General features: G+C 69.1%; 21 protein-coding genes. 10 read left to right on the top strand and 11 right to left on the bottom strand.

Going from position 1 to position 20,760, the window contains the following annotated elements; translation table 11 throughout:
• Window positions 1–21: 21 nt before the first annotated feature.
• The 9 genes from QM714_RS06105 to QM714_RS06065 all read right to left on the bottom strand — a co-directional run bounded on the left by QM714_RS06105 (window position 22) and on the right by QM714_RS06065 (window position 10,705).
• Entirely contained in the window at window positions 22–678 is a 657-nt protein-coding gene (locus tag QM714_RS06105) for a response regulator (RefSeq protein WP_415098588.1), read from the bottom strand.
• A complete protein-coding gene (locus QM714_RS06100; protein ID WP_415098586.1) occupies window positions 678–2,000 on the bottom strand; it encodes a sensor histidine kinase in 1,323 nt (440 codons plus the stop codon). The genes QM714_RS06105 and QM714_RS06100 overlap by 1 nt, the downstream gene beginning before the upstream one ends.
• A gap of 257 nt (window positions 2,001–2,257) precedes the next feature.
• Complete coding sequence (locus QM714_RS06095; protein WP_415098584.1) at window positions 2,258–3,049, bottom strand: type II secretion system F family protein; 792 nt, start codon at window positions 3,047–3,049, stop codon at window positions 2,258–2,260.
• Window positions 3,024–3,179 (bottom strand): hypothetical protein, encoded by a 156-nt coding sequence (locus tag QM714_RS06090; protein WP_415098582.1) that lies wholly within the window; start codon window positions 3,177–3,179, stop codon window positions 3,024–3,026. The genes QM714_RS06095 and QM714_RS06090 overlap by 26 nt, the downstream gene beginning before the upstream one ends.
• Before the next feature lies 1 nt (window position 3,180).
• Window positions 3,181–5,106, bottom strand: coding sequence for a type II secretion system F family protein (locus tag QM714_RS06085; RefSeq protein WP_415098580.1), 1,926 nt, complete (start codon window positions 5,104–5,106; stop codon window positions 3,181–3,183).
• On the bottom strand, window positions 5,103–6,623 hold the full coding sequence (locus QM714_RS06080; protein ID WP_415098578.1) for a CpaF family protein: 1,521 nt from the start codon (window positions 6,621–6,623) through the stop codon (window positions 5,103–5,105). Before QM714_RS06080 ends, QM714_RS06085 begins: the two co-directional genes overlap by 4 nt.
• Window positions 6,620–7,789 carry an AAA family ATPase gene (locus QM714_RS06075; protein WP_415098576.1) on the bottom strand — a complete coding sequence of 390 codons (1,170 nt, stop codon included), beginning with the start codon at window positions 7,787–7,789 and terminating at the stop codon, window positions 6,620–6,622. The genes QM714_RS06080 and QM714_RS06075 overlap by 4 nt, the downstream gene beginning before the upstream one ends.
• Window positions 7,790–7,828: 39 nt before the next feature.
• Entirely contained in the window at window positions 7,829–8,587 is a 759-nt protein-coding gene (gene cpaB, locus QM714_RS06070; protein ID WP_415098574.1) for a Flp pilus assembly protein CpaB, read from the bottom strand.
• Window positions 8,588–8,890: 303 nt separating this feature from the next.
• Window positions 8,891–10,705, bottom strand: a complete 1,815-nt coding sequence (locus QM714_RS06065) for an AMP-dependent synthetase/ligase (RefSeq protein ID WP_415098572.1) — start codon at window positions 10,703–10,705, stop codon at window positions 8,891–8,893.
• A 134-nt stretch (window positions 10,706–10,839) separates the two neighbouring features.
• On the opposite strand from QM714_RS06065, the gene QM714_RS06060 reads away from it, so the two are divergent.
• From QM714_RS06060 to QM714_RS06040, 5 genes are read left to right on the top strand one after another with little or no spacing between them, the layout of a single operon-like run.
• On the top strand, window positions 10,840–11,274 hold the full coding sequence (locus tag QM714_RS06060) for an SRPBCC family protein (protein WP_415098570.1): 435 nt from the start codon (window positions 10,840–10,842) through the stop codon (window positions 11,272–11,274).
• Window positions 11,275–11,310: 36 nt separating this feature from the next.
• Window positions 11,311–12,477, top strand: coding sequence for an ArsA family ATPase (locus QM714_RS06055; protein WP_415098568.1), 1,167 nt, complete (start codon window positions 11,311–11,313; stop codon window positions 12,475–12,477).
• Entirely contained in the window at window positions 12,474–12,938 is a 465-nt protein-coding gene (locus QM714_RS06050) for a hypothetical protein (protein WP_415098566.1), read from the top strand. The genes QM714_RS06055 and QM714_RS06050 overlap by 4 nt, the downstream gene beginning before the upstream one ends.
• Complete coding sequence (locus QM714_RS06045; protein WP_415098564.1) at window positions 12,935–13,876, top strand: ROK family glucokinase; 942 nt, start codon at window positions 12,935–12,937, stop codon at window positions 13,874–13,876. Before QM714_RS06050 ends, QM714_RS06045 begins: the two co-directional genes overlap by 4 nt.
• Before the next feature lie 36 nt (window positions 13,877–13,912).
• Entirely contained in the window at window positions 13,913–14,944 is a 1,032-nt protein-coding gene (locus QM714_RS06040; RefSeq protein WP_415098562.1) for an ROK family protein, read from the top strand.
• Here QM714_RS06040 and QM714_RS06035 read toward each other — a convergent pair.
• Both QM714_RS06035 and QM714_RS06030 read right to left on the bottom strand, forming a co-directional pair.
• Window positions 14,889–15,368 (bottom strand): hypothetical protein, encoded by a 480-nt coding sequence (locus QM714_RS06035; protein WP_415098560.1) that lies wholly within the window; start codon window positions 15,366–15,368, stop codon window positions 14,889–14,891. The two genes, QM714_RS06040 and QM714_RS06035, sit on opposite strands and share 56 nt — an antisense overlap.
• Window positions 15,365–16,135, bottom strand: a complete 771-nt coding sequence (locus QM714_RS06030) for an alpha/beta hydrolase (protein ID WP_415098558.1) — start codon at window positions 16,133–16,135, stop codon at window positions 15,365–15,367. The genes QM714_RS06035 and QM714_RS06030 overlap by 4 nt, the downstream gene beginning before the upstream one ends.
• 178 nt (window positions 16,136–16,313) lie before the next feature.
• Here QM714_RS06030 and QM714_RS06025 point away from each other — a divergent pair, with 178 nt between their 5' ends.
• Genes QM714_RS06025 through QM714_RS06005 form a run of 5 tightly spaced genes read left to right on the top strand, consistent with a single transcriptional unit; the run spans window position 16,314 to window position 20,752 of the window.
• On the top strand, window positions 16,314–17,066 hold the full coding sequence (locus tag QM714_RS06025; RefSeq protein ID WP_415098556.1) for a lysophospholipid acyltransferase family protein: 753 nt from the start codon (window positions 16,314–16,316) through the stop codon (window positions 17,064–17,066).
• A 14-nt stretch (window positions 17,067–17,080) separates the two neighbouring features.
• Complete coding sequence (macS, locus tag QM714_RS06020; protein ID WP_415098554.1) at window positions 17,081–18,250, top strand: MacS family sensor histidine kinase; 1,170 nt, start codon at window positions 17,081–17,083, stop codon at window positions 18,248–18,250.
• 11 nt (window positions 18,251–18,261) lie between these two features.
• Complete coding sequence (locus QM714_RS06015; RefSeq protein ID WP_415098552.1) at window positions 18,262–18,921, top strand: response regulator; 660 nt, start codon at window positions 18,262–18,264, stop codon at window positions 18,919–18,921.
• The gene (locus QM714_RS06010; protein WP_415098550.1) at window positions 18,918–19,793 is read left to right on the top strand and encodes an arylamine N-acetyltransferase family protein; all 876 of its coding nucleotides are present in this window, start codon (window positions 18,918–18,920) and stop codon (window positions 19,791–19,793) included. Before QM714_RS06015 ends, QM714_RS06010 begins: the two co-directional genes overlap by 4 nt.
• Window positions 19,790–20,752, top strand: a complete 963-nt coding sequence (locus tag QM714_RS06005) for a hypothetical protein (protein ID WP_415098548.1) — start codon at window positions 19,790–19,792, stop codon at window positions 20,750–20,752. Before QM714_RS06010 ends, QM714_RS06005 begins: the two co-directional genes overlap by 4 nt.
• Window positions 20,753–20,760 lie beyond the last annotated feature (8 nt).

Here is a 20,760-nt window from a genome sequence, read left to right as displayed (position 1 = left end):
CATTGACCTCATCGCCCTCGCTCACCCCGTCGGGCTTTGGGCGACGCTGGAGAGCAAACCGATCCGCATCGCGGTGACCAGCGCTTGGGCCCGGTTGGTCGCTCCGAGCTTGGTGTAGATCCGGCCGATGTGCGACTTTACGGTCGACTCACTCATGTAGAGCTCGTGCCCAATGGCGCTCGATCCCAGCCCGTCGGCGAGCAACACCAGCACTTCGTGCTCGCGCTCGGAAAGCCTGGTGGACTCGGCAGTGCCGCGGCGCAGCATGGCTTGCGCGAGACCGCTGCACAAGAAGGTGCGGGGCGAGGCGGCGGCGTGCAGCGCGGCCCTGACCACCTCGCTTGCCGGAGCGTCCTTGCCGACGAAGCCGGAGGCGCCGGCCTCCATCGCCGCGAAGATCTGGTCGTCACCCGCGTGCATGGTGAGCACCACCAATCCGACCTGCGGGTGCTCCTTGCGCAGCCGACGGACGATGTCCAGGCCGGTGCCGTCGGGGAGCTGTAGATCGGTGACGACGGCATCGGGCTGGGTCGCCTCGAAGACCGCCAGCGCCTCCGCCACGGTGCCTGCCTCACCGATCACTTCGGCGTTGGGTTCCAGCGTGAAGGAGTTGGCCAGGCCCTTGCGGATCAGCTCGTGGTCGTCCACAAGCAGGACGCGAACAGGTGTCTCGGACATCAGGCAACAGCCTCCTCGGTGCGAGGGAGTCGAGGGCCGACACTCGTGGCCAGCCCGGGAAGGCGAATGGCGACCCGAGTGCCGCTTTCGGACCGATGGTTGATGGTCAGGTCGCCACCAACGAGTCGAGCGCGCTCGTGCATGATCTCCAGGCCATGGGAATCGACCCGATGCCGCTGCAGCCCCCGGCCGTCGTCCTCGACCACAATCTGAGCCTCGGGTGGGTTGATCAAACACTCCACAGTGATCGAAGACGCGTGGGCGTGCTTGACGGCGTTGTTCAGCGCCTCTTGGGTGATTCGGAACAGCTCGGCCTCCACGTCGGGCCGCAGACGGGTCGTGCTCTCGTCGACGGTGACCTTGATGGGGATCCCTGAGAGGGCGCTGAGGTGACGAGCGACCGAGCCGACAGCGGCGCCTAGGCTCTCGCTGTCATCGATCTGCGATCGCAGGGTCAGCACGTGGCGTCGGACTTCAGCCACCACTTGGGTGACCTGCTCGCGCAGGAGATTCAGTTGCCGAGTCTGGTCGGCTGAAGTGGCCGTCGCAATGAGCCCGTCGATCAGGTAGCCCATCGAGGCGATGTCCTGGGCGACCCCGTCGTGCATTTCGCGGGCGAGGCGGCGTCGCTCATCTGTTGTCGCGGTGTCACGCAACTGGGCGAACAGCAATGCTGTGTCCAGCCGCACGGCGGTTCCCGACAGCGTATTGGACAGCGTCGTGAGCAGCGATCGGAGCCCGATCTGATCAGGGATCACAACTGAGGAGAGGGTGCCGGCTACAACCCCGACAATGGGGCCGTCAACCTCCAAAGGGATTGCGAAGGTCGCACCCGCGATGGCGATCGCCTCGGAGTGGGCCGCCTCATCTGCGAGCTTGTCTTCCAAGACGCTATCTGCCTCTCCGTCGCCATGCCGCACCAGGGTGGTGGAGCCATCGTTGCAGCGGGCGTGCACGCTGATTGAGCGACATGGCACGGCGTCTTGCACGGTGTTTGCGAGTTGCTCGCCGAGCGCGACCGGGTCAAGGCCTGAACTCAGCCCACCGGAGATGTCGAGAAGCTCGCTGAGGAGGCGGCGGGCCGCACGGTAGGGCGCATCTGGAGTTGGGTCATCCGCGACGGCGACGCGGAAGAATCCGGCGACCAAGCCAAGCCCGAGACTCAGCACGAATGAGGAGAACAGCGCGAGCCCCTGTGTCGAACTCATCGGACCGTGCAGGCCAAGCGCGATTCCGATGACGACGACCAGTTCGGCGGCGAGTGCGTCCCCGGTGCCGTCGTACCCGTGCCGGAGACCTGCGAGGAACGGAGGAACGACCAAGGCAAGCAGAATGCCAGGAGCGGTCGGCAGTGCCAGTGCGCAGATGACGCCGACCGCTCCCGCTTCGGCTATCGATGCGGCCAGTGGTGACCCAGCACTGCGTTGATCGGCACAACCCGCGCCGATCCATACGAGTGCAAGCGCTCCGAGATAGGGCAAGCCTGAAGTGTCCCCCTGCCAAAACACTGGCACTGCCAACGCCAAGAATACGAAGGTGCGGGTGGCGACCGATAGTCGAATGTAGCGAGTCATAGCGATCAGAAGGTGTGCATGATGCTGATAGCAGCGGGCCCCATCACCGCGATGAACAGGCACGGCAGAATGCAGAAGATCAGCGGGATGGTGATCTTGACCGGCACCTGTTGTGCCTTCGCCTCTGCATGCTGGCGGCGCTTGACGCGCATCTCCGAGGACTGCACCCGCAGCACCTGGCCGATCGGGATGCCGAACGAGTCGGCCTGGGTGAGGGCGCTGACGAAGCTGCGCAGGTCGGCCAGGTTGGTGCGATCAGCCAGCGCGCGGAGTGCTTCGGTGCGGCCTTGACCGATCTGCATTTCGCGGAGCACTCGAGCGAACTCCTCGGCAAGTGGGCCGGTGGTGTTGCGGGCCACCTGCTGCAGGGCTGCGTCAAACCCGAGGCCTGACTCCACCGAGATGGTGAGCAGGTCGATCGCGTCAGCTAAGCCCTTCTGGATCTCGTTCTGCCGGTCGTAGGACTTTTGGTAGAGGTAGAAGTTCGGCGCGAAGAAGCCGATCACTATGCCGCCAACGACGATCACTAGTCTGGCGGTGCTACCGGGGCTGAGGAGGGCGGCGAACGCACCGCCCACGATGAAGCCACCGATCGCGCAAAGTACCTTGGCCGAGACCACTCGGTCCACCGTCCAGCCAGCCGGGTTGCCGGCCAGCTCCAGTCGGCGATGGATCCGGTTCCCGGTGTCGGCGCCGCTGAGGCGACGACCGATGCCGAGGAAGCGCTTGAGCAGCGGGTCCAGCACTCGCTCGCTGAAGGGTGCATCAAGGTCATCGGTGAGCTTCCTTCGGGGCACCACTGATGGCCTCCAGGAGTGCGACGGACTTGTTGATGCCGGACGCCTCCGCCTCGCCACGCAGCGCCATCGAGACCAACATGATGGCGCCGCCGACAAGCACCAATCCGAGCACGAAGAGCATGACCATCTCAGACCTCCACCTTCACGACTCGGCTCATCCAGAAGATGCCGACACTCAGCAATAGTCCGGCGCCGCCGAGCATGAGCCAACCCATCGGCTCGGTGAAGAGCGGCATCACATAGGTGCGGTTGACCAGGACCAGATAGATGAGGAACACAGGTGGGAGGCCGCCGATCACATATGCCGACAACTTGCCCTCGGCGGCCAGCGCGGCGACCTGTCGGCGCATGTACTCCCGCTCACGGATGGTGTCGGCCACCGTGTTGAGCAACTCCGCCAAGTTGCCGCCCACCTGACGCTGGATCTTGATCGCCATCACGATCCACGCGAAGTCCTTGCTCTCGAAACGTTCGGTGATCCCCTCCAGCGCGTCCTCCAACGAGACGCCGAGCCGGGCCTCGATCAGCACCCGCTTGAACTCACCGGCGATCGGTTCGTTGCCTTCGCGCACGATGGTGTCCACCGACTGGGCCAACGAAAGACCCGCCTGGAGCGAGCCGGCCATCAACTGCAGGGTATCCGGCAGGGAGCGGTTGAACGCCTTGAGCCGACGACCGCGCTTGAAGCCGAGGTAGAGCCAGGGCACCACGAAGCCGCCAAGTGCGAAGATGAAGCTGACGAGGAAGCTCTTGGTGAGCAGGAGGCCGACGGTGCCGGCGATGGCGACGATGCTGAGGTGGATCAGCAGCCATTCAGCCGCCTTGAACTCGCTGCCGGCGGCCTCCAGCCGTCCCGCGATGCGGGCCTCGAGACTCTTGTTTCGCCGCAACATCAGCGCGGCGGCCTGCTTCGCGCTCTCTAGAGCGGCTTCCTTGTCCGGCGTCGCGGTCGGCCCGGCGTGAGTGCCCGCAGTGGCAGCCTCGGCGTACTTCCAGACCCGGTCTTCTGGGGTCAGCACGGCCTTGGGCTTGCTGGGCACCAGCATGGTGAACATGAACACCAGGCCGACGGTTACCGCTCCGATGCCCCCCCACATCGCCCAGTTGCCGAACATCGACGTCGTGCCAGACTCCAGGGGGGCGGTGTGTGCAGGCTCCTTCTTCTCAGGTGCGGCCTTCGCCAGCGGTCCGAACACCGAGGCGGTCAGGTCGCCGGAAGCGGAGGGCAGGCTGACGTCGATGTTGCCCTCGGTGCTCGTCACTCCATCGGGCATCTTCGCAGTGATCAGGATCTGACGGCTCAGCGCGTCGGCCTCGCTGGTGAAGGCCTGCTTGAGCGCTTCGGTGTCGGCGTTGATGACCTGGCCGTTGCCGGCGTTGGCGAGCGCCTCCAGCGGTGCCAACGACTCGCCGGACTGCTCCAGCGCCACCACGTCGACCAGCAGGTCGCCGTTGGTGATGGCTTTGGTCGCCTTCGTTAGTGGAGTCTGGCTGGTGTCCGCACCGTCGGAGAGGACCAGGATCGAGCGCTGGCCCTCCGTGCCCGCCTGGTGGGCGGCGGCGATGACGCCGTCGTAGAGGCGGGTGTGCAGGCTCAGCGTCAGCCCGGAGATGACCTCTCGCGCGGCGTCCCGGTCCAACGTCGGTGCAAGCGCCTGCTCGACGTCGCCGTCGAAGGTGGTGATGCCGACGTAGATGTCGTCGGGCACGGTGTCGAGGAAGGTGTTGGCCGCAGCCTGCGCTGCCTCGAACCGTGCACCCTTCATCGAGTTGCTGGTGTCGATCGCCAGGATGGTCGTCCGCTTGATCCGGGTGTCGTCGCTGGCCACCTCGGCGCTGGACTCCGCGTCGTTGCCCTCGATCTGCACCGCGACGCCGTCCAGGTCCACCTTGGCACCCTCCGGCACCGAGACGAGAACCTGGACGCCCTTGTCGGTGGGCTTGACGTGGGTGATGGCCACCTGGTCGTCGGCCGCGTGCGCTGGCGCGAAGCCGAGCATGACGGCCAGGACCGCGCCGAGCGCGATCAGCAGGGAGCGGAGACGGGCGGTCACATCGACCTCGCGAACATCATCGGGTCCACGGTGACGTTGGCGTGGGCCATCTTCTCCAGGAACTTCGGGCGCAGCCCGGTGGCCTTCAACGAGCCCTGGGCTCGGCCCTCGGCGTCGAAGCCGGCGGTGTGGTCGTAGAGGAAGATGTCCTGCAGGGTGATCACGTCACCCTCCATCCGCTCCACCTCGGTGATGTGGGTGATGTGCCGTGATCCGTCCTTGAATCGGGACTGATGCACGATCAGGTCCACCGCGGCGGCGGTCTGCTCGCGGATCGCCCGCACCGGCAGGTCCATGCCGGCCATCAGCACCATGGTCTCGATGCGGGCCAGGGTGTCGCGAGGACCGTTGGAGTGGACGGTACAGATCGAGCCGTCGTGACCGGTGTTCATGGCCTGCAGCATGTCCAGCGCCGAGGCATCACGAACCTCGCCGACGATGATGCGGTCGGGGCGCATACGCAGCGAGTTCTTCACCAGGTCGCGGATGGTCACCGCGCCCTTGCCCTCGATGTTGGCCGGCCGGGACTCCAACCTGACGACGTGGTCCTGGTGCAACTGCAGCTCGGCGGCGTCCTCGATGGTGACGATCCGCTCGTCGAGCGGGATGAACGACGACAACACGTTGAGCGTCGTCGTCTTGCCTGCGCCAGTGCTGCCGGAGACGATGATGTTCAGCCGACCACGGACGGCGGCGTCGAGGAACTCCGCGGACTGCGGGTTCAGCGAGCCGAACCGGACCAGGTCGTGTACGGTCAGCGGATCGGCGGCGAACTTCCGGATGGTCAGCGACGAGCCGTCGATGGCCAGCGGCGGGATCACCGCGTTGACCCGGCTGCCGTCGGGGAGGCGGGCGTCCACCATCGGGCTGGACTCATCGACGCGCCGACCGACCCGGGAGACGATCTTGTCGATGATGCGACGCAGGTGCGGCTCGTCGGCGAACTGGGTCTCCGCCTGGACCAGCTTGCCCTTCCGCTCCAGCCAGATGTTCTGGTGCCCGTTGACCATGACCTCGCTGACGTCCTCGTCCAGCAGATAGGGCTGGATCGGGCCGTAGCCGAGGATGTCGTCGCTGATCTCCTGGGTGATCCGGCTCCGGTCACTCGCGCTGAGCGGCCGGTCCTGGTGGCTGAGCACGTCGAGCAGGGCCGCGCGGACTCGCGACTCCAGCTCGGCCTGCTCCATGTTGGCGTCGTAGAGCTGGGGACCCAGCTCCTTGAGCAGCTGACCGTGGACGCTGGACTTGAGCTCCTCGATCCGGTCGTGCTGGCTGGTCGCGAGCGCGCGCCTCGACAGCTTGCTCTCGGGCGGCTTGGCTCCGTTGCCGTTGCTCGCCGCGCCGTTGGCCGCGCCCAAGGTCGACGAGAGGGTGGTGGTTGTCGCCGCGGGCGTGGCGGGTGCGGCAGCATGCTTGCTGGCCGGTGCGGCCGGGACCGCGGCCGCTGGCGCGGCCTGGTCGACGGAGGCTGCCTGCTGGGCCGCAGCGGCGGCCAAGCGATCACGAAGTGAGCTCATCGGCGTTTCCTGCTGCGTCGTCGGGAGGTGGTCTCCTCCGCGGGCTGGTCGGCTTCGTCGCCGAAGGGGCCTGCGAGGCGGCCCGCCAGCTCGCGCAGAGTGCGGCTGGAGGGATGATCGGGGGTGGCCGAGACGATCGGTCGGCCGGCGTTCGTCGCGGCAGCGACGTCGATAGACGTGGCGATCTGGGCCGCGATGGACATGTTGAGGATGGCCTCGACCTTCTCAGCGCCGATGCCGACCGCGTCGTCGGCCCGGTTGAGCAAGAGGTGCCGGTGCTCGTGTGCCATCCCCAGCATGTCCAGCGTCTCGAGCGCTACCTTGACGTTCTTCAGCGTCGGGACGTCCAAGGTGGCCACCAGGACCAGCTCGTCGGTCTCGTCGAGGGCGGTCAGGGTCTGCTCGTCGAAGGCCGGGGCGGTGTCGACCACGACGTAGTCGAACTTCTCCCGGAGAGTGCGCAGCATTCGAGTCACCAAGGTGGCGGTCACCCGATCGTGGGCATCGGGCAGACTCGGTGCCGCCAGGACCATCAGGCCCGAGTCGTGGCGGGTGAGCAGGCCGTCGAGGGCCCCGTAGTCCAAGGTGTCCTCGGTGCCGATCGCGTGCTCGATCGAGTGTGAGGGGAACAGTTGCATGGTGATCGCCACGTCGCCGAAGGCGAGGTCGAGGTCGACCAGGCAGACCTGCCGCACCCCGCGGTCGGAGAGCGCCATCGCCAAGTTCACCGCGACCGTGGTCTTGCCCACGCCACCCTTGGGGGAGAAGACCGAGATCACCTTGCCGGTGTGCTGCGGTCCACCCGGGCCGCGCAGCGCGACCCAGAGTTGCTGGGCGCGGTCGGCTGCGGCGCCGATAGCTTCCAGGTCGTGACTGGCGACCACGTCGCGTGCGCCCGAGTGCATCGCTTTGGTGAGCACTTCGGTGTCCACCGCGGCGCGCACCAAGACCACGCTGATGGTCGGCTTGCTGATGCGGAGGTGATCGCTGATCGCGAGCGCCTCCTCGAACGGAACGGTCGGCCCGAGAACGACCAGGTATTCGTCGTGGCGGTTGTCCAGCCACAGCGCGAGACGCTCCGCGGAGTCCAGCCCGTGGGCGCCTGGCGGCAACGCCGTCAGGAGCGCACCGACGGTGCTGGTATCCGGGTCGATGACGACTGGCATGTGAGCTCTCCCCGTTGGGTCAGTGGTGGTGTGGTGCGATCAGTAGAGGTTGGTCCAGCCAGTGCCGGGGCCCATGCGCACCTTGCTATCCCCGGTCAGCAGGGCGAAGGCGATGTCACCGTGGTCGCTGACCTCGTCGGTGGCGAAGAGGATCTTCTCGGCCTCCTCCTGGGTCACTGCGACCGTGAGCACTGTCTGCGGAATCTCCGAGGTAGTCTCGGCGCCGTCGTCGGCCACCGTGGTCTTCTTGGTGGTGGTGGAGGTAGAGCCCACGCCGAGCACCAGGACTCGGTCGAGCAGGAGCCGAACCTTGTCGGGCGGGCCACCAGTCCCCTCGGCGCCGCTGCTGTTCGGGAGGTGGTAGATCGCGACCTCAGAGCCCGGCGTTACGAAGCCGGCGACACGGCCGGGATCGCTGAGCTGAACCGAGATGGCCTGCATACCCTTGGGAATCGCCAGCGCGCTGGTCTGCACCTGGGAGCCGAACTTGTCGGCGATGATCTGCTCGCCGGGGTAGATGGTCGTGATGGCCACCGAGCCCTTGAGCGAGTCGATGCTGTTGAGCGCACCAGGGAGCTTGTCGGCCACCGGCACCGGCTGCAGTTGCAGTTTGCCGCTCTCGGCGGCGGCATCGATGGTCTCGCCGGGGTCGATCTGCTGGACCGCGCGCAGCACCTTGACAGTGTCGTACTTCGACTGTGCCCGGCTGTCGGCACCGCGGACATACAAGAAGACCAGGCTGGCGCCGATCAGCGCGACCACGGTCGCCAGGAGCAGCAAGACTGAGCGTCGGTTCATGGTGCTGCGGCACCCCTTCGATGGAGGAGCAGACTCGCGCTGCTCCTTGGTGGGCTTGTCATGCGAGCACCAGATGCAGTAGCCTCCCGGCCCGTTTCCGGCGCTCGGCGGCGACTCTAATGGTCTAGTCAGAGGCCTGTCCCGGAAATGAAAGAACACGTAAAGAGGCCCCCGGAGAGGTCCCCAAAGCCGGGATTTTTCAGGGTTCCGGGGTTAGAGTCCGCGCTGACTCAGACCGGTCTAGTCCCACCGTCGCGGCCCACGGTCATGAGTCGCTACTGGACCCTTGAGCCGGACCCGCGGTCAGGGCAGGTAGAGGGCGGTGATGTCGTCCTTGCATTCGCGCATCACCACGTTGCGTCGGAGCTTGAGGCTAGGTGTGAGTTGGCCGGTCTCCTCGGTCCACTCACCGGGGAGGATGACGAACTTCCGGATCGACTCGGCCCTCGACACGGCGGTGTTGGCGTCCTCGACGGCTGCGTCGATCGCGGCACGGAGGTCGGGGTCGTCGACGAGGTCAGCGATGGCGCCGGACTTCTGGTTGCTCTCGGCCCAGAAGGCGAAGGCCTCGGGGTCGATGGTGACCAGGGCGCCGATGAACGGTCGCCCGTCGCCGACCACCATGCACTGCGAGACCAGCGGGTGGGCACGCAGACGGTCCTCGAGGACTGCCGGTGCCACGTTCTTGCCGCCGGCGGTGACGATGATCTCCTTCTTGCGGCCGGTGATCCGCACGAAGCCCTGGTCGTCGACCTCGCCGATGTCGCCAGTGTGCAGCCAGCCCTCGGCATCCAGCGTCTCGGCGGTCGCCTCGGCGTTGTTCCAATAGCCACCGAAGACCTGGCCACCGTGGAAGAGCAGCTCGCCGTCCTCGGCAACGCGCACGGTGACTCCGGGCAGGGGGCGGCCGACGCTGCCGATCTGGACGGCGTCGGGAGAGTTGACGGTGAGCGCCGCCGTGGTCTCGGTGAGGCCGTAGCCCTCCAGCACGGCCAGCCCGATGCCGCGGTAGAAGTGACCGAGCCGGGGGCCGAGCGGCGCGCCGCCGGAGATGGCGTAACGACACCGGCCGCCCAGTGCCGCCGCCAAGCGGCCATAGACCAGACGGGCGAACACCGTGTGCTGGGCGCGCACCGAGATCGGGATCCGACCTCGCTCCATGCCCCGGGACCAGGCGACGGCGACCTCGGTGGCCCGACCGAAAAGCCGCCCCTTGCCGTCGGCTGTCGCGTTCTGCGAGGCGGTGTTGTAGACCTTCTCGAAGACCCGTGGCACCGCCAAGATGAACGTCGGTCGGAACGACTGCAGGTCAGGCAGCAGGCGGGCGATATCGGCGCTGTGCCCGATCCGCACCCCGTGGTGGACCGCGACCGCCTGGATCACTCGGGCGAACACATGCGCCAAGGGGAGGAAGAGCAGGGTGCAGGCGTCGTCGGCATCGATGACCTCGTGCAGCTCGGTGACCGCGCCGTTGATCTCAGCCTGGAAGTTGCCATGGGTCAGCGTGCATCCCTTCGGGCGACCGGTCGTGCCCGAGGTGTAGATGAGGGTCGCCAGGTCCTCGGGGCCGGCCTGGGTGCGCCGCTCCTCAAGGATGTCGTCGCCGATGTCCGCGCCCAGCCGAGTGAGCACCTCGACGGCCTTGTCGGCCAGCGACCACACCTGGTGCAGCTCGGGGAGGTCGGCGCGGACCTCCGCGATCCTGGCCAGGTGGTCGGCGCCCTCGGCCACGACGGCGCAGGCGCCAGAGTCGCCCAGGATCCAGCCGATCTGCTCCGCGGACGACGTCTCATAGACGGGCACCGTCACTGCCCCGGCGAACCAGATCGCGTAGTCGACCAGGGTCCACTCATAGCGCGTGCGCGAGATCAGCGCGACGCGGTCGCCCGGACCGACGCCGGCGGCGACCAGGCCCTTGGCGACCGCTGAGACCTGGGTCAGGAACTCCGCGGCGCTCACCTCGACCCACCCCGTCTCCTGGCGGCGGCTGAAGAGCGTCCGATCCGGTGTCGTCGAGCCGTGGCGCACCACGGCGTCGGTCAGGTTGCCCTCCACCGGGAGGTCCGCTGCAGGTGTGCCGTACTCCCTCAAGGACTCCTCCTCCGGCTTCGCGATCACCGACCCCGCACTGCACGGTACCGCTCGGGCCGGGGACCGTCCGACGCGGTCCGGTACGCTCCCCGAGAGCGCCCGGCGCACCGGTCCGGGGCCTCCCCGTCGTCCACCCCGCACACCCAGGAGTCGAAGGTCTGATGCCCGAGCAGACGACCTCGTCGATCGTCATTGCCGCCGATCCGGCCGCGATCCTCGACGTGGTCGCCGACTTCTCGGCGTACCCCCTCTGGGCGAAGGGCGTGCGCTCGGCGGACGTGGTGGCCGAGTTCGACGACGGCCGAGCCGAACAGGTCCGCTTCCAGCTGGACATGCCGCCGATCCGGGACGACTACACCCTGCAATATCGCTGGAGTCCCGAGGGCGTCGCCTGGTGGCTGGTCGAGGGTCGCGTGCTCACCCATATGGACGGCGCCTACCTCTTGCGCGACCTCGGAGACGGGACGACCGAGGTGACCTATCGGCTGGCGCTGGACGTCGCGATCCCGCTCATCGGCCTGATCAAGCGACGCGGCGAGAAGATCATCATCGACTCGGCGTTGAAGGGGCTCAAGGGCCGGGTCGAGGGACCGTGAGCCGCTCGAAGCCGCGCGACCCTGCCGGTGACTGACGTGCGCACGCTCCTGTTCACCGGCAAGGGTGGGGTAGGCAAGTCGACGATCGCGGCCGGCACCGCCGCCCTGGCCGCCGAGCGTGGCCTGCGCACGCTGGTGCTCTCGACCGACGCCGCCCACTCGCTGGCCGACGCGCTCCAGACGCCCGCCGGACCGGAACCGACGCCCGTCGCCGAGCGCCTCTGGGTGCAGCAAGTCGACGCCCAACTGCGCTTCCAACAATCCTGGTCGGTGATCCAGGGCTACCTGCTCTCGGTCCTCGACATCGCCGGCGTGGATCCGGTGGCGGCGGAAGAACTGACGGTCATCCCGGGCGCCGAGGAGGTGCTGGCGCTGCTGGAGCTCCGCGTGCAGGCGCGCTCCGGTGACTACGACCTCATCGTCGTCGACTGCGCGCCGACTGCCGAGACGCTGCGACTGCTCGCCCTCCCCGAGGCGCTCGGGTGGTACATGACCCGCGTGCTGCCCGTCGAACGACGCGTCGTCCGCGCCCTGAAGCCGGTGCTGACGCGGGCCACCGGGATGCCGATGCCCGAGAACACCGTCTTCGACGCGATCGAGCGGCTCCACCAAGAGCTCGACGAGGTGCACGACCTGCTCACCGGGCCGGACGCCTCCGTGCGGCTGGTGCTCACCCCGGAGAGCGTGGTGCTCGCCGAGGCACGCCGCTCCCATACCACCCTCTCCCTCTACGGCTACCGCGTCGACGGTGTCGTCGCCAACCGGGTCTTCCCGGCCGGCGGTGACGATCCATGGCTCACCGGCTGGGTGGCCGCCCAGACCGAGATCCTCGGCCAGATGGCGGAGTCCTTCGCCGGACTCCCCGTGTGGACCTCGCCCTATCGGCCCAGCGAGCCGCTCGGTGCCGCGGTGCTGACCGAGGTCGCCAAAGAGGCGTACGACGACGCAGACCCGGTCGCGGCCCCGGTCGGAGCGGACCCGCTCCGAGTGACCCGAACCGCTGGCGGCTCGGTGCTGCACCTCGCGCTGCCGAACGTGACGAGTGCCGAGGTCGATCTCGCCAGGAACGGTGACGACCTGGTCATGACCGTGGGGGCCTATCGTCGTCTCCTGACTCTGCCGGCCGGCCTGGCCAGGCACCAGGTCGTAGGCGCCCGGGTGGACCAGGGCGAGCTGCAGGTGAGGTTCGAGGAGAGATCGTGACAGGCGAGGAGACGCCACCCGAGGTCGGCTCACTGGGGGAGGAGACCGCCAAGCTGCTCGGCGCGCTGGCCGGCTGGGCACGCGAACAGGGTGCGGACCTGGGCGCGGGTGCCAACGCCGCGGCGGCCCACGCCGCCGCGAGCATGCAGGACCTCAACGAGCATCTCGCCACCGACGCGGCCGAATGCCGCTACTGCCCGATCTGCCGCGCCATCGAACTGGTCCGGGACACCCCGCCCGAGGTGCGCGCCCACCTGCTCACCGCCACCACCTCACTGATGCACGCGGCCGCCGCGCTGCTGGCGACCACCGTGCCCGACCAGCGGTCGGGTGGATCGTCGCGGGGCCCCGACGTGGAGCACATCGACGTCCACGGCAGCGGGGACGAGGGGGACTGGGCCGAGGAGAACGGCGGCGACGCCGATGCGGCGCCGGGCGACGCCGGGGAGCGCGAGCCGTGAGCCTGACCATCGGCATCGACGTCGGCGGCACCAAGATCGCCGGGGGAGTGCTCGACAAGGACGGCACTCTCCTGGAGGAGCATCGGGTCCGCTCGCCCGCCAGCGACCCGCAGGAGGTCGAGCGGGCGATCGTCGACCTGGTCGACATCCTGCGCGCCGACCGCGACATCGCCGCGGTCGGCGTAGGAGTGGCGGGCTACGTCGACAAGGCCCGCTCGGTGGTCATGTTCACGGCCAACATGGCCGTCCGAGACCTCGACCTCCGGGCCGACCTGGAGAAGCTGCTGGACCTCCCCGTCGTCGTGGAGAACGACGCGAATGCTGCCGCCTGGGGCGAGTTCGCCTTCGGCGCCGGAGCCGACGTCGACGACTTCCTGCTGATCACCATCGGCACCGGGGTCGGAGCCGGGATCGTGCTCGACGGGCACCTGCATCGCGGTGCGTTCGGCGTCGCTGGCGAGGTCGGCCATATGCGGGTGGTGCCGGACGGACGCCCCTGTGGTTGCGGCAATCGGGGCTGCCTCGAGCAGTACACCAGCGGCACCGCCCTGGTCCGCGAGGCCCGCGCCGCCATCGCTGCGGGCGATGCGCGGGGGTCGACGGTCCTCGACCGAGCCGGCGGCGACCTGTCCCAAGTCACCGGGCCACTCTTCACCCAAGCCGCGCGTGACGGTGACGCATTCGCCATCGAGCAACTCGCCACCCTGGGCCGCTGGCTGGGTGAAGGGATCGCGGCGCTGACCGCCGTCTTGGACCCGGCCGTCGCGGTGGTCGGCGGTGGCGTCAGCGCCGCGGGCGACCTGCTGCTGGAGCCCGCTCGCGAGGCGTTCGCCGATGCCCTGATCGGCCGCGGGCACCGACCGATGCTCGAGATCCGACCCGCCATCCTCGGCAACCGCGCCGGCATCGTCGGCGCGGCCGACCTGGCCCGGCGGTGAGCCCCGCGGTGTGTCAGGGGCCGTGAACCCGTGGCCGTGAACCAGCGCAGGGGTGTCATCGTCGGCGTCGACGTCGGCGGGACCAAGGTGCTCGCCGGTGTGGTGAACTCTCGGGGGCGCGTCGTCGACGTTGCCCACCGGACCACCCCCGGCCGCCGCGTCAACCCAGAGATGGTCGAGGAGGCCGTCGTCGCCGCCGTACTCGATGTTGCCGGCGACCGTCCGCTGCGCGGGGTGGGCATCGCGGCGGCGGGCTTCGTGGACGCCGAGAACGAGCGCGTCATGTTCGCGCCCCACCTGCCCTGGCAGGGCGAGAAGGTGCGGGCCGGCTTCGCCCAGCGGCTGGGCGTGCCGGTCGTCTTGGACAACGACGCGAACTGCGCCGCCGTCGCCGAGTGGGCGTACGGCGCGGCGCGCGGCGCCGACTCCGCCCTGATGGTCACGCTCGGCACCGGGATCGGTGGGGCCATCCTCCTCGGCGGTCGGGTGCTGCGCGGGATCAACGGGACGGCCGGCGAGTTCGGCCACATGCAGGTGGTGCCCGACGGGCGGAGCTGTGAGTGTGGCGGTCAGGGCTGCTGGGAGGAGTACTGCAGCGGCAGCGCGCTGGTGCGCTATGCGCGGGAGATGCTCGGGCAGGGGCCGACCATGCTCGAGGAACTGTGCGGTGGCAGCCCCGATCAGCTCACCGGGCCGATGGTCACCGAGGCTGCCGCCGCGGGCGATCTGGCCGCCCGGCACGCATTCGCGACGGTCGGGACCTGGCTGGGGGTCGGTGCGGCGAATCTGGCGGCCGCGCTCGATCCGGAGAAGATCGTGGTCGGCGGTGGCGTCGTGGACGCGGGGGAGCGGCTGCTGGCTCCCGCCCGGATCGCCCTCGGGCAGTCCCTGGTCGGCACCGGCCACCGAGTGCTGCCCGAGCTCGTGGCCGCGCAGCTCGGCCCGCAGGCGGGCCTGGTCGGTGCGGCGGTGTTGGTGCGTCGCCAGCTGCTGCGTCGTGAGCGGTCGGGCCTCAGACCTGGGCGCCGTCGTCCCAAGGATCGCGGGGCCCGCTGGGCATGGCGCTGACCAGATAGCCGAAGCCGCCCAGGAACCAGATCACCAGCAGGGCGCTGAGGAAGACCGGCACGGCGATCGAGAAGACCACGACGGCCAGCAGGCACAGCGGCGCCCCCAGCACACCGACCCAGGCCAACAAGACGGCCGGCTCCGGCCAGGGCAGGGCCGGGGGGTTCGGTGGCATGAACCGGTCGCTGCTCAGATCCTCATCCGGGTCGTCCCGCACGTCGTCGGAGCCCGACTCGGCATCGGGCGTCGCGCTTGCGGCGGGATCCTGGTTGCCCACCGGCGCGAGATCCTCGTCGGTCAGGTCGGGCCGATCGCCGTAGTTTTCGACGATCGCCTGCCACAGGGCGTCCTCCTGGGACTCCCGTTCCGCTCCGGTCTCCTCCTCCGGGCGCCCCTCGCCGCGAGTGGCGTCGGAGTCGCTCACGAGCCTGCCGTGACCTTGGCGATGAACTCCGCAGACTCGGCGAAGATCGTCTCGGCGTCGTTGTCGAGGGTGGCCACGTGGAAGCTGTTGTCGAGCCGGCGCATGGTCACCTCCGACGACACCCCCTCGACGATCAGCGGCTCGGAGGACTCGTCGACCACGTGGTCGACCGTCGAGCGGAAGTAGAGCATCGGCGCTGTGATCCGGCCCAGATCGCCGACCAGCGGTCGCCAGGCCGACATCATCGAGTGGGCAGCCTTCAGCGGCGTCTTGGGATAGGCGTGCTCGTCCATCCCGGGCTTCTTGATGTCGTTGGCGATCGCAGGGAAGGCCGGCACCAGATGCTTGAGCACCGGCAGGGCCAGCACGTCCTTCCGCAGTGTCCGCACGGCTGGGTTGACCACCACGATGCCAGCAAGGCCGTCGGGGTGATCGGCTGCCAGGCGGAGCACTAGCGCGCCGCCCATGGACAGCCCGCAGGCGACGACGGCGTCGTTCTCGGCGCTGAGCTTGGCGTAGGCGCGCGAGATCTCGCCGTACCAGTCGTTCCACGTGGTCTGGTTCATCTCCCGCCAGGTCGTGCCGTGGCCGGGTAGACGTGGCACCTCGACGGCGTACCCCAGCTCGGCCAGATGCTCCCCCCACGGTCGCATCGAGAACGGCGAGCCCGTGAAGCCGTGGCTGAGCAGCACCCCGATCGAGCGTCCGCCGGTGAGGTCGGGCTGCGCCGGTCGGGACAGGGGGGCGGCGTGCGGAGAGACGGCCATGAGGGCATTGTGCCCGCTGGCTGGTCACGAGGCGAGTGGCCGGGCGGTGCCTGCTGCCTCCATCAGGCCGAACGGTCTAGTCTCGTGCCAGAGCGGCCGAACGTGCGACGGCTCGGGTGAGGGTCACCAGCAGAGGAAGGCTTGGCGGGCGTTGTACTGGTTCTTGAAGTGGATCGCGGTGGGCCCCTGGCTCAAGCTGGTGTTCCGGCCGCGAGTCGAGGGCGCCGAGCACGTCCCGGTCGAGGGCCCGGCGATCCTGGCCAGCAACCACCTGTCCTATGCCGACTGGCTCTTCATGCCGCTGACCCTGCCGCGTCGGGTGACCTTCGTAGCCAAGGCGGAGTACTTCACCACCCCAGGGCTCAAGGGCTGGTTCCAGCGGCGCTTCTTCTCCGGCACCGGCCAGGTTCCCATCGACCGGTCCGGGGCCACCGCCGCCGAAGGCGCGCTCACGTCCGCCAAGCGGATCTTGGACCAAGGTGAGCTGTTCGGCATCTATCCCGAGGGCACTCGGTCCCACGACGGGCGGCTCTACCGGGGGCGGACGGGAGTCGCCCGGCTCGCGCTGGAGACCGGGGTGCCGGTGATCCCGATTGCCGTGATCGGCACCGATGTGGTCGCGCCGCCCGGCAAGAAGTTCGGTGCCTGGACCCGGCCGCTGGTGCGCTTCGGGGCGCCGCTGGACTTCTCCCGCTACGAGGGGATGGCCGGCGATCGCTACATCCTCCGCTCGGTCACCGACGAGATCATGTACGAAATCATGCGGCTGTCCGGTCAGGAGTACGTCGACCAGTACGCCTCCAAGGCGAAGGAGGCCGCCAAGGAGTCGGCTGCCAAGGCCAAGAGCGAGCTGCGTCGGGTCGAGCGGGAAGCCGCCGCCGAGAAGGCTGCAGAGAAGGAGGCCGCCGGCGAGGAGAAGAAGGCATCCTGAGCGCTCTATCCGGCGTGGAGGCCGAGTCGGTGTGGCGCTCGCCAGCGGCGGTCGCCGTGGCGGATCGCCTGTTCCGGGCGCTGGCGGTGCTGCGTGTCGTCGTCCTGGTCAATGCGATCGGGCTCAACCTGTGGCGGGCGCAGAACTTCGAGCATCCGACCGCCGGTGTCGTGGTGGTCCTCGCGCTGGTGGCATGGACGGCGTTCGTAGTGTGGGCGTACGGCGCCCCTGCTCGTCGTGCCTCCTGGCTGTTGATCGCCGACCTCGCTGTTGCCGTGGCGGCGATCGCCGCCTCCCCGATCGTCAAGGGCGACGCGATGCGCGCCACCATCCCGGGCTTCTGGGTGATGGGTGCGCTGCTGGCGTGGGCCATCCACTGGCGCTGGCAGGGCGGCCTGATCGCGGCCACGGTGCTCTCGGTGGCCGACTGGTCGGTCCGACCGGAGTTCACCCAGAACAACTACGGCAACACGTTCTTGCTGATGATCGGCGGACCGATCGTCGGCTACATGGCCGGCTCGCTGCAGCAGATGGCCGCCGAGCGCGATCTCGCCGAGCGGCGCGCCGCCGCTGCGGCGGAGCGGGCGCGGCTCGCCCGTGCTGTCCACGACGGTGTGCTCCAGGTGCTCTCCTTGATCCAGCGCCGGGGCGGGGAGCAGGGCGGCGACCTCGCCGACCTGGGCCGACTCGCCGGCGAGCAGGAGGAGGCGCTGCGATCGCTGATCCGCCAGCAGGACGCGGTCGGGGTTCCTGGCGGTGCATCTTCTCGCGATGCTGCTGGTGCGGCGCCGGTGGACCTCGCGGCCGAGCTCGAACGGCTGGCATTGGTGCGGCCGCCGGTGGTCTCGGTTGCCACCCCGGGGGGACCGGTCATGCTCCCGGCCGATCGGGCCCTGGAGCTGGTGGCCGTCGCCCGGGCCTGCCTCGACAACGTCGCCCGACACGTCGGCAACGATGCCGCCGCCTGGCTGCTGCTGGAGGAGGTCGGCGACGAGATCGTGCTCAGTGTGCGTGACGAGGGCCCCGGCATCCCCGAGGGACGCCTCGCCGCCGCGGAAGCCGAAGGTCGGCTCGGGGTGTCCCAGTCGATCCGCGGTCGGATCGTCGACCTCGGCGGCCGCGCCACGCTGAGCACCGGCAGCTATGGCACCGAGTGGGAGCTCACCATCCCCCGCTCCGGGTAGGGTCGGCCGACATGGGAGACGCCGCGATCCGGGTGATGGTGGTCGACGACCACCCCATGTGGCGAGATGCGGTCGAGCGCGACCTGATCGAGGCCGACTTCGACGTCGTGGCGGTCGCGGCGTCCGGGGCGGAGGCGCTGGCTCGGTTCCCCGCGGCCCGACCCCAGGTGGTCGTGCTGGACCTGCAGATCCCTGAGCCCAACGGCGTGCAGGTGACCACCGAGGTGGTCGCCATCGACCCCTCCTCGCGGGTGCTGATCTTGTCCGCGTCGGGGGAGCAGGCCGACGTGCTGGCCGCGGTCAAGGCTGGCGCGACCGGCTATCTGGTCAAGTCGGCCTCCCGCGAGGAGCTGATCAGAGCCGTGCACCGGGTGGCACAGGGCGACACCGTGTTCACCCCCGGCCTGGCCGGCCTGGTGCTAGGCGAATACCGCCGCCTCTCCGAAGGCCCGCCCTCCGACCCGGACACCCCGCGCCTGACCGAGCGCGAGACCGAGGTGCTCAAGATGGTGGCCAAGGGGATGAGCTACAAGCAGATCGCCGAGCGCCTGTTCCTCTCCCACCGCACCGTGCAGAACCACGTGCAGAACACACTGCGCAAGCTGCAGATGCACAACCGGGTGGAGCTGACCAGGTATGCCATCGAGCAGGGTCTCGACCAAGACGAATGACCACCTCGTTCCATCCCGACCGCGCCCCGCGCTTGAGCGCAGGGCTGGCGTCGTACCTCTCGATCCTCGGCTACCAGAGCTCGCCACCACCCACGTGGGAGGTCCTGGTCGCGCTGCATCGCAGGCATCTCGCCACGGTCCCCTACGAGAACCTCGGCATCATGCTGGGGCGGCCGCCTTCGGTGGCGGTCGATGCAACGCTGGATCGCGTGGCGTCGCAGGGTCTGGCCGGCTACTGCTTCCACCACAACGGCGTTTTTGCGGCGCTGCTCGAGGCGTTGGGCTTCTCGATCGAGCTGCGGCACGGACATGTCTACTCCGGCGCCGGCGACCGCGCCGACCACTCGCTCAACCACCTCGTCGTCGTGGTGTCGGACCTGCCCACCGACAGCAACCCGACCGGGCGATGGTGGGCCGATGTCGGCCTCGGTGAGGGTTTCGTCGACCCGCTGCCGCTGGTCGACGGGGAGCACCGGCAGGGCGTCTTCTGCTACCGGCTGAGTGACGTCACCGAGGACGGCTGGTCCTTCCTGCACACCCCGGAGGGGTCGTTCGACGGCGTCGAGATCTCACACCGTCCCCTTGAGATCGAGGCGGCGCACCGCGAGGTCGCCTCCTCCACGTCGTTCACCCGCTTCCTCGTGGTGCAGCGCCGAGACCTGACCGGCTGGGACAGCCTCCGTGGCTGCGTGCTGCAACGGTGCGGGCCCGAACCGGGGAGAACCGAGCTCACGACGTACGACGAATGGCGCGCGACGCTCGCCGACCGATTCGGGCTGCACCTGGACCATGTCGACCAGGACGAGCTCGGCGCCCTGTGGGATCGCACGCTGGCGGGCCACCGCGCCTGGGTCGACGCCAGGCGACCATGACCGGCGCCGGGGGGCCGCCCGAGGGTCTGCTGGAGGAAGCGGACGGCCTCTACGCACTGCCGCTGGGCGAGTTCACCTCGGTCCGCGACGCCCGCGCCAAGGAGGTGAAGGGCACCGATGCCGCGCTGGCGACCGCGGTGAAGGCACTCCGCAAGCCGACCGTCGCCGCTTGGGTGGTGAACCTGCTGGTGCGTCGCGACAGCGACCAGGTGGAGCAGATCCTCACCGTGGGCGCCGCCCTGCGTGAGGCGCAGGCGAGCCTCGACGGCTCGGCGCTGCGTGAGCTGACTCGTCAGCGTCGACTGTTGACGTCGGCGGTGACCGCGCGGGCCAGGACGCTCGCTGCCGAGGACGGGCAGCGGATCACCGACACCGTGGCCGAGCAGGTCGAGGCGACCCTCACTGCGGCGATGCTCGACGAGACTGCGGCGCAGACCCTGCGCAGTGGGCTGTTGGTCGCGCCACTGCGAGCCACCGGCCTAGGGGCAGCCGAGGTCGGGCCGTCGCTTGCCATCCCTGGGTCGCTGGGCTTCACCGCCACTTCCCGCGCGGAGGGGTCAGTCGACGGGGACGGCCGCGGCTCGGCTCCCACGTTGTCCGTCATCGACGGGAGAGCCGGCGACGACGCCGGTGAGGCTCGGGCCGCGCGCCGTGCGCGAGAGCAGTCTCGCCGGGAGGCCAAGGAGGCGCTTCTCGACGCTCGCGCCGCCTTCTCCCGGGCGCAGCGTGCCCGAAAGCGAGCCGTCGCCGAGGTCGACGAGCTCGAGGCGACGGCACTGAGGCTGGCCTCGGAGATCGACGAGCTGCGTCGTCGTACTGCCACGCTCGAAGCAGAGACCGAGGACAACGACGAGCGCTTGGGCGATGCGCGTGAGGCGCTCGCCGGAGCGGACGAGGAGCTCGCCGCTGCCGAGTCGGCTCAAGACGAGGCCGAGGCGCACCTCGACTCACTCGACTGAGAGCCGCC

This window comes from Nocardioides sp., assembly GCF_047602075.1.
In the GTDB taxonomy this organism is placed as follows: Bacteria; Actinomycetota; Actinomycetes; order Propionibacteriales; family Nocardioidaceae; genus Nocardioides.
This window is presented reverse-complemented; position numbering and strand designations above follow the sequence as displayed.

Excerpts from the sequence above, each read along its gene's own strand:
- QM714_RS06015 (WP_415098552.1), top strand. The coding sequence starts at position 18,262 with ATGGGAGACGCCGCGATCCGGGTGATGGTGGTCGACGACCACCCCATG.
- QM714_RS06005 (WP_415098548.1), top strand. The coding sequence starts at position 19,790 with ATGACCGGCGCCGGGGGGCCGCCCGAGGGTCTGCTGGAGGAAGCGGAC.
- QM714_RS06010 (WP_415098550.1), top strand. The coding sequence starts at position 18,918 with ATGACCACCTCGTTCCATCCCGACCGCGCCCCGCGCTTGAGCGCAGGG.
- cpaB (WP_415098574.1), bottom strand. The coding sequence starts at position 8,587 with ATGAACCGACGCTCAGTCTTGCTGCTCCTGGCGACCGTGGTCGCGCTG.
- QM714_RS06060 (WP_415098570.1), top strand. The coding sequence starts at position 10,840 with ATGCCCGAGCAGACGACCTCGTCGATCGTCATTGCCGCCGATCCGGCC.
- QM714_RS06105 (WP_415098588.1), bottom strand. The coding sequence starts at position 678 with ATGTCCGAGACACCTGTTCGCGTCCTGCTTGTGGACGACCACGAGCTG.
- QM714_RS06090 (WP_415098582.1), bottom strand. The coding sequence starts at position 3,179 with ATGGTCATGCTCTTCGTGCTCGGATTGGTGCTTGTCGGCGGCGCCATC.
- QM714_RS06080 (WP_415098578.1), bottom strand. The coding sequence starts at position 6,623 with ATGAGCTCACTTCGTGATCGCTTGGCCGCCGCTGCGGCCCAGCAGGCA.
- QM714_RS06030 (WP_415098558.1), bottom strand. The coding sequence starts at position 16,135 with ATGGCCGTCTCTCCGCACGCCGCCCCCCTGTCCCGACCGGCGCAGCCC.
- QM714_RS06075 (WP_415098576.1), bottom strand. The coding sequence starts at position 7,789 with ATGCCAGTCGTCATCGACCCGGATACCAGCACCGTCGGTGCGCTCCTG.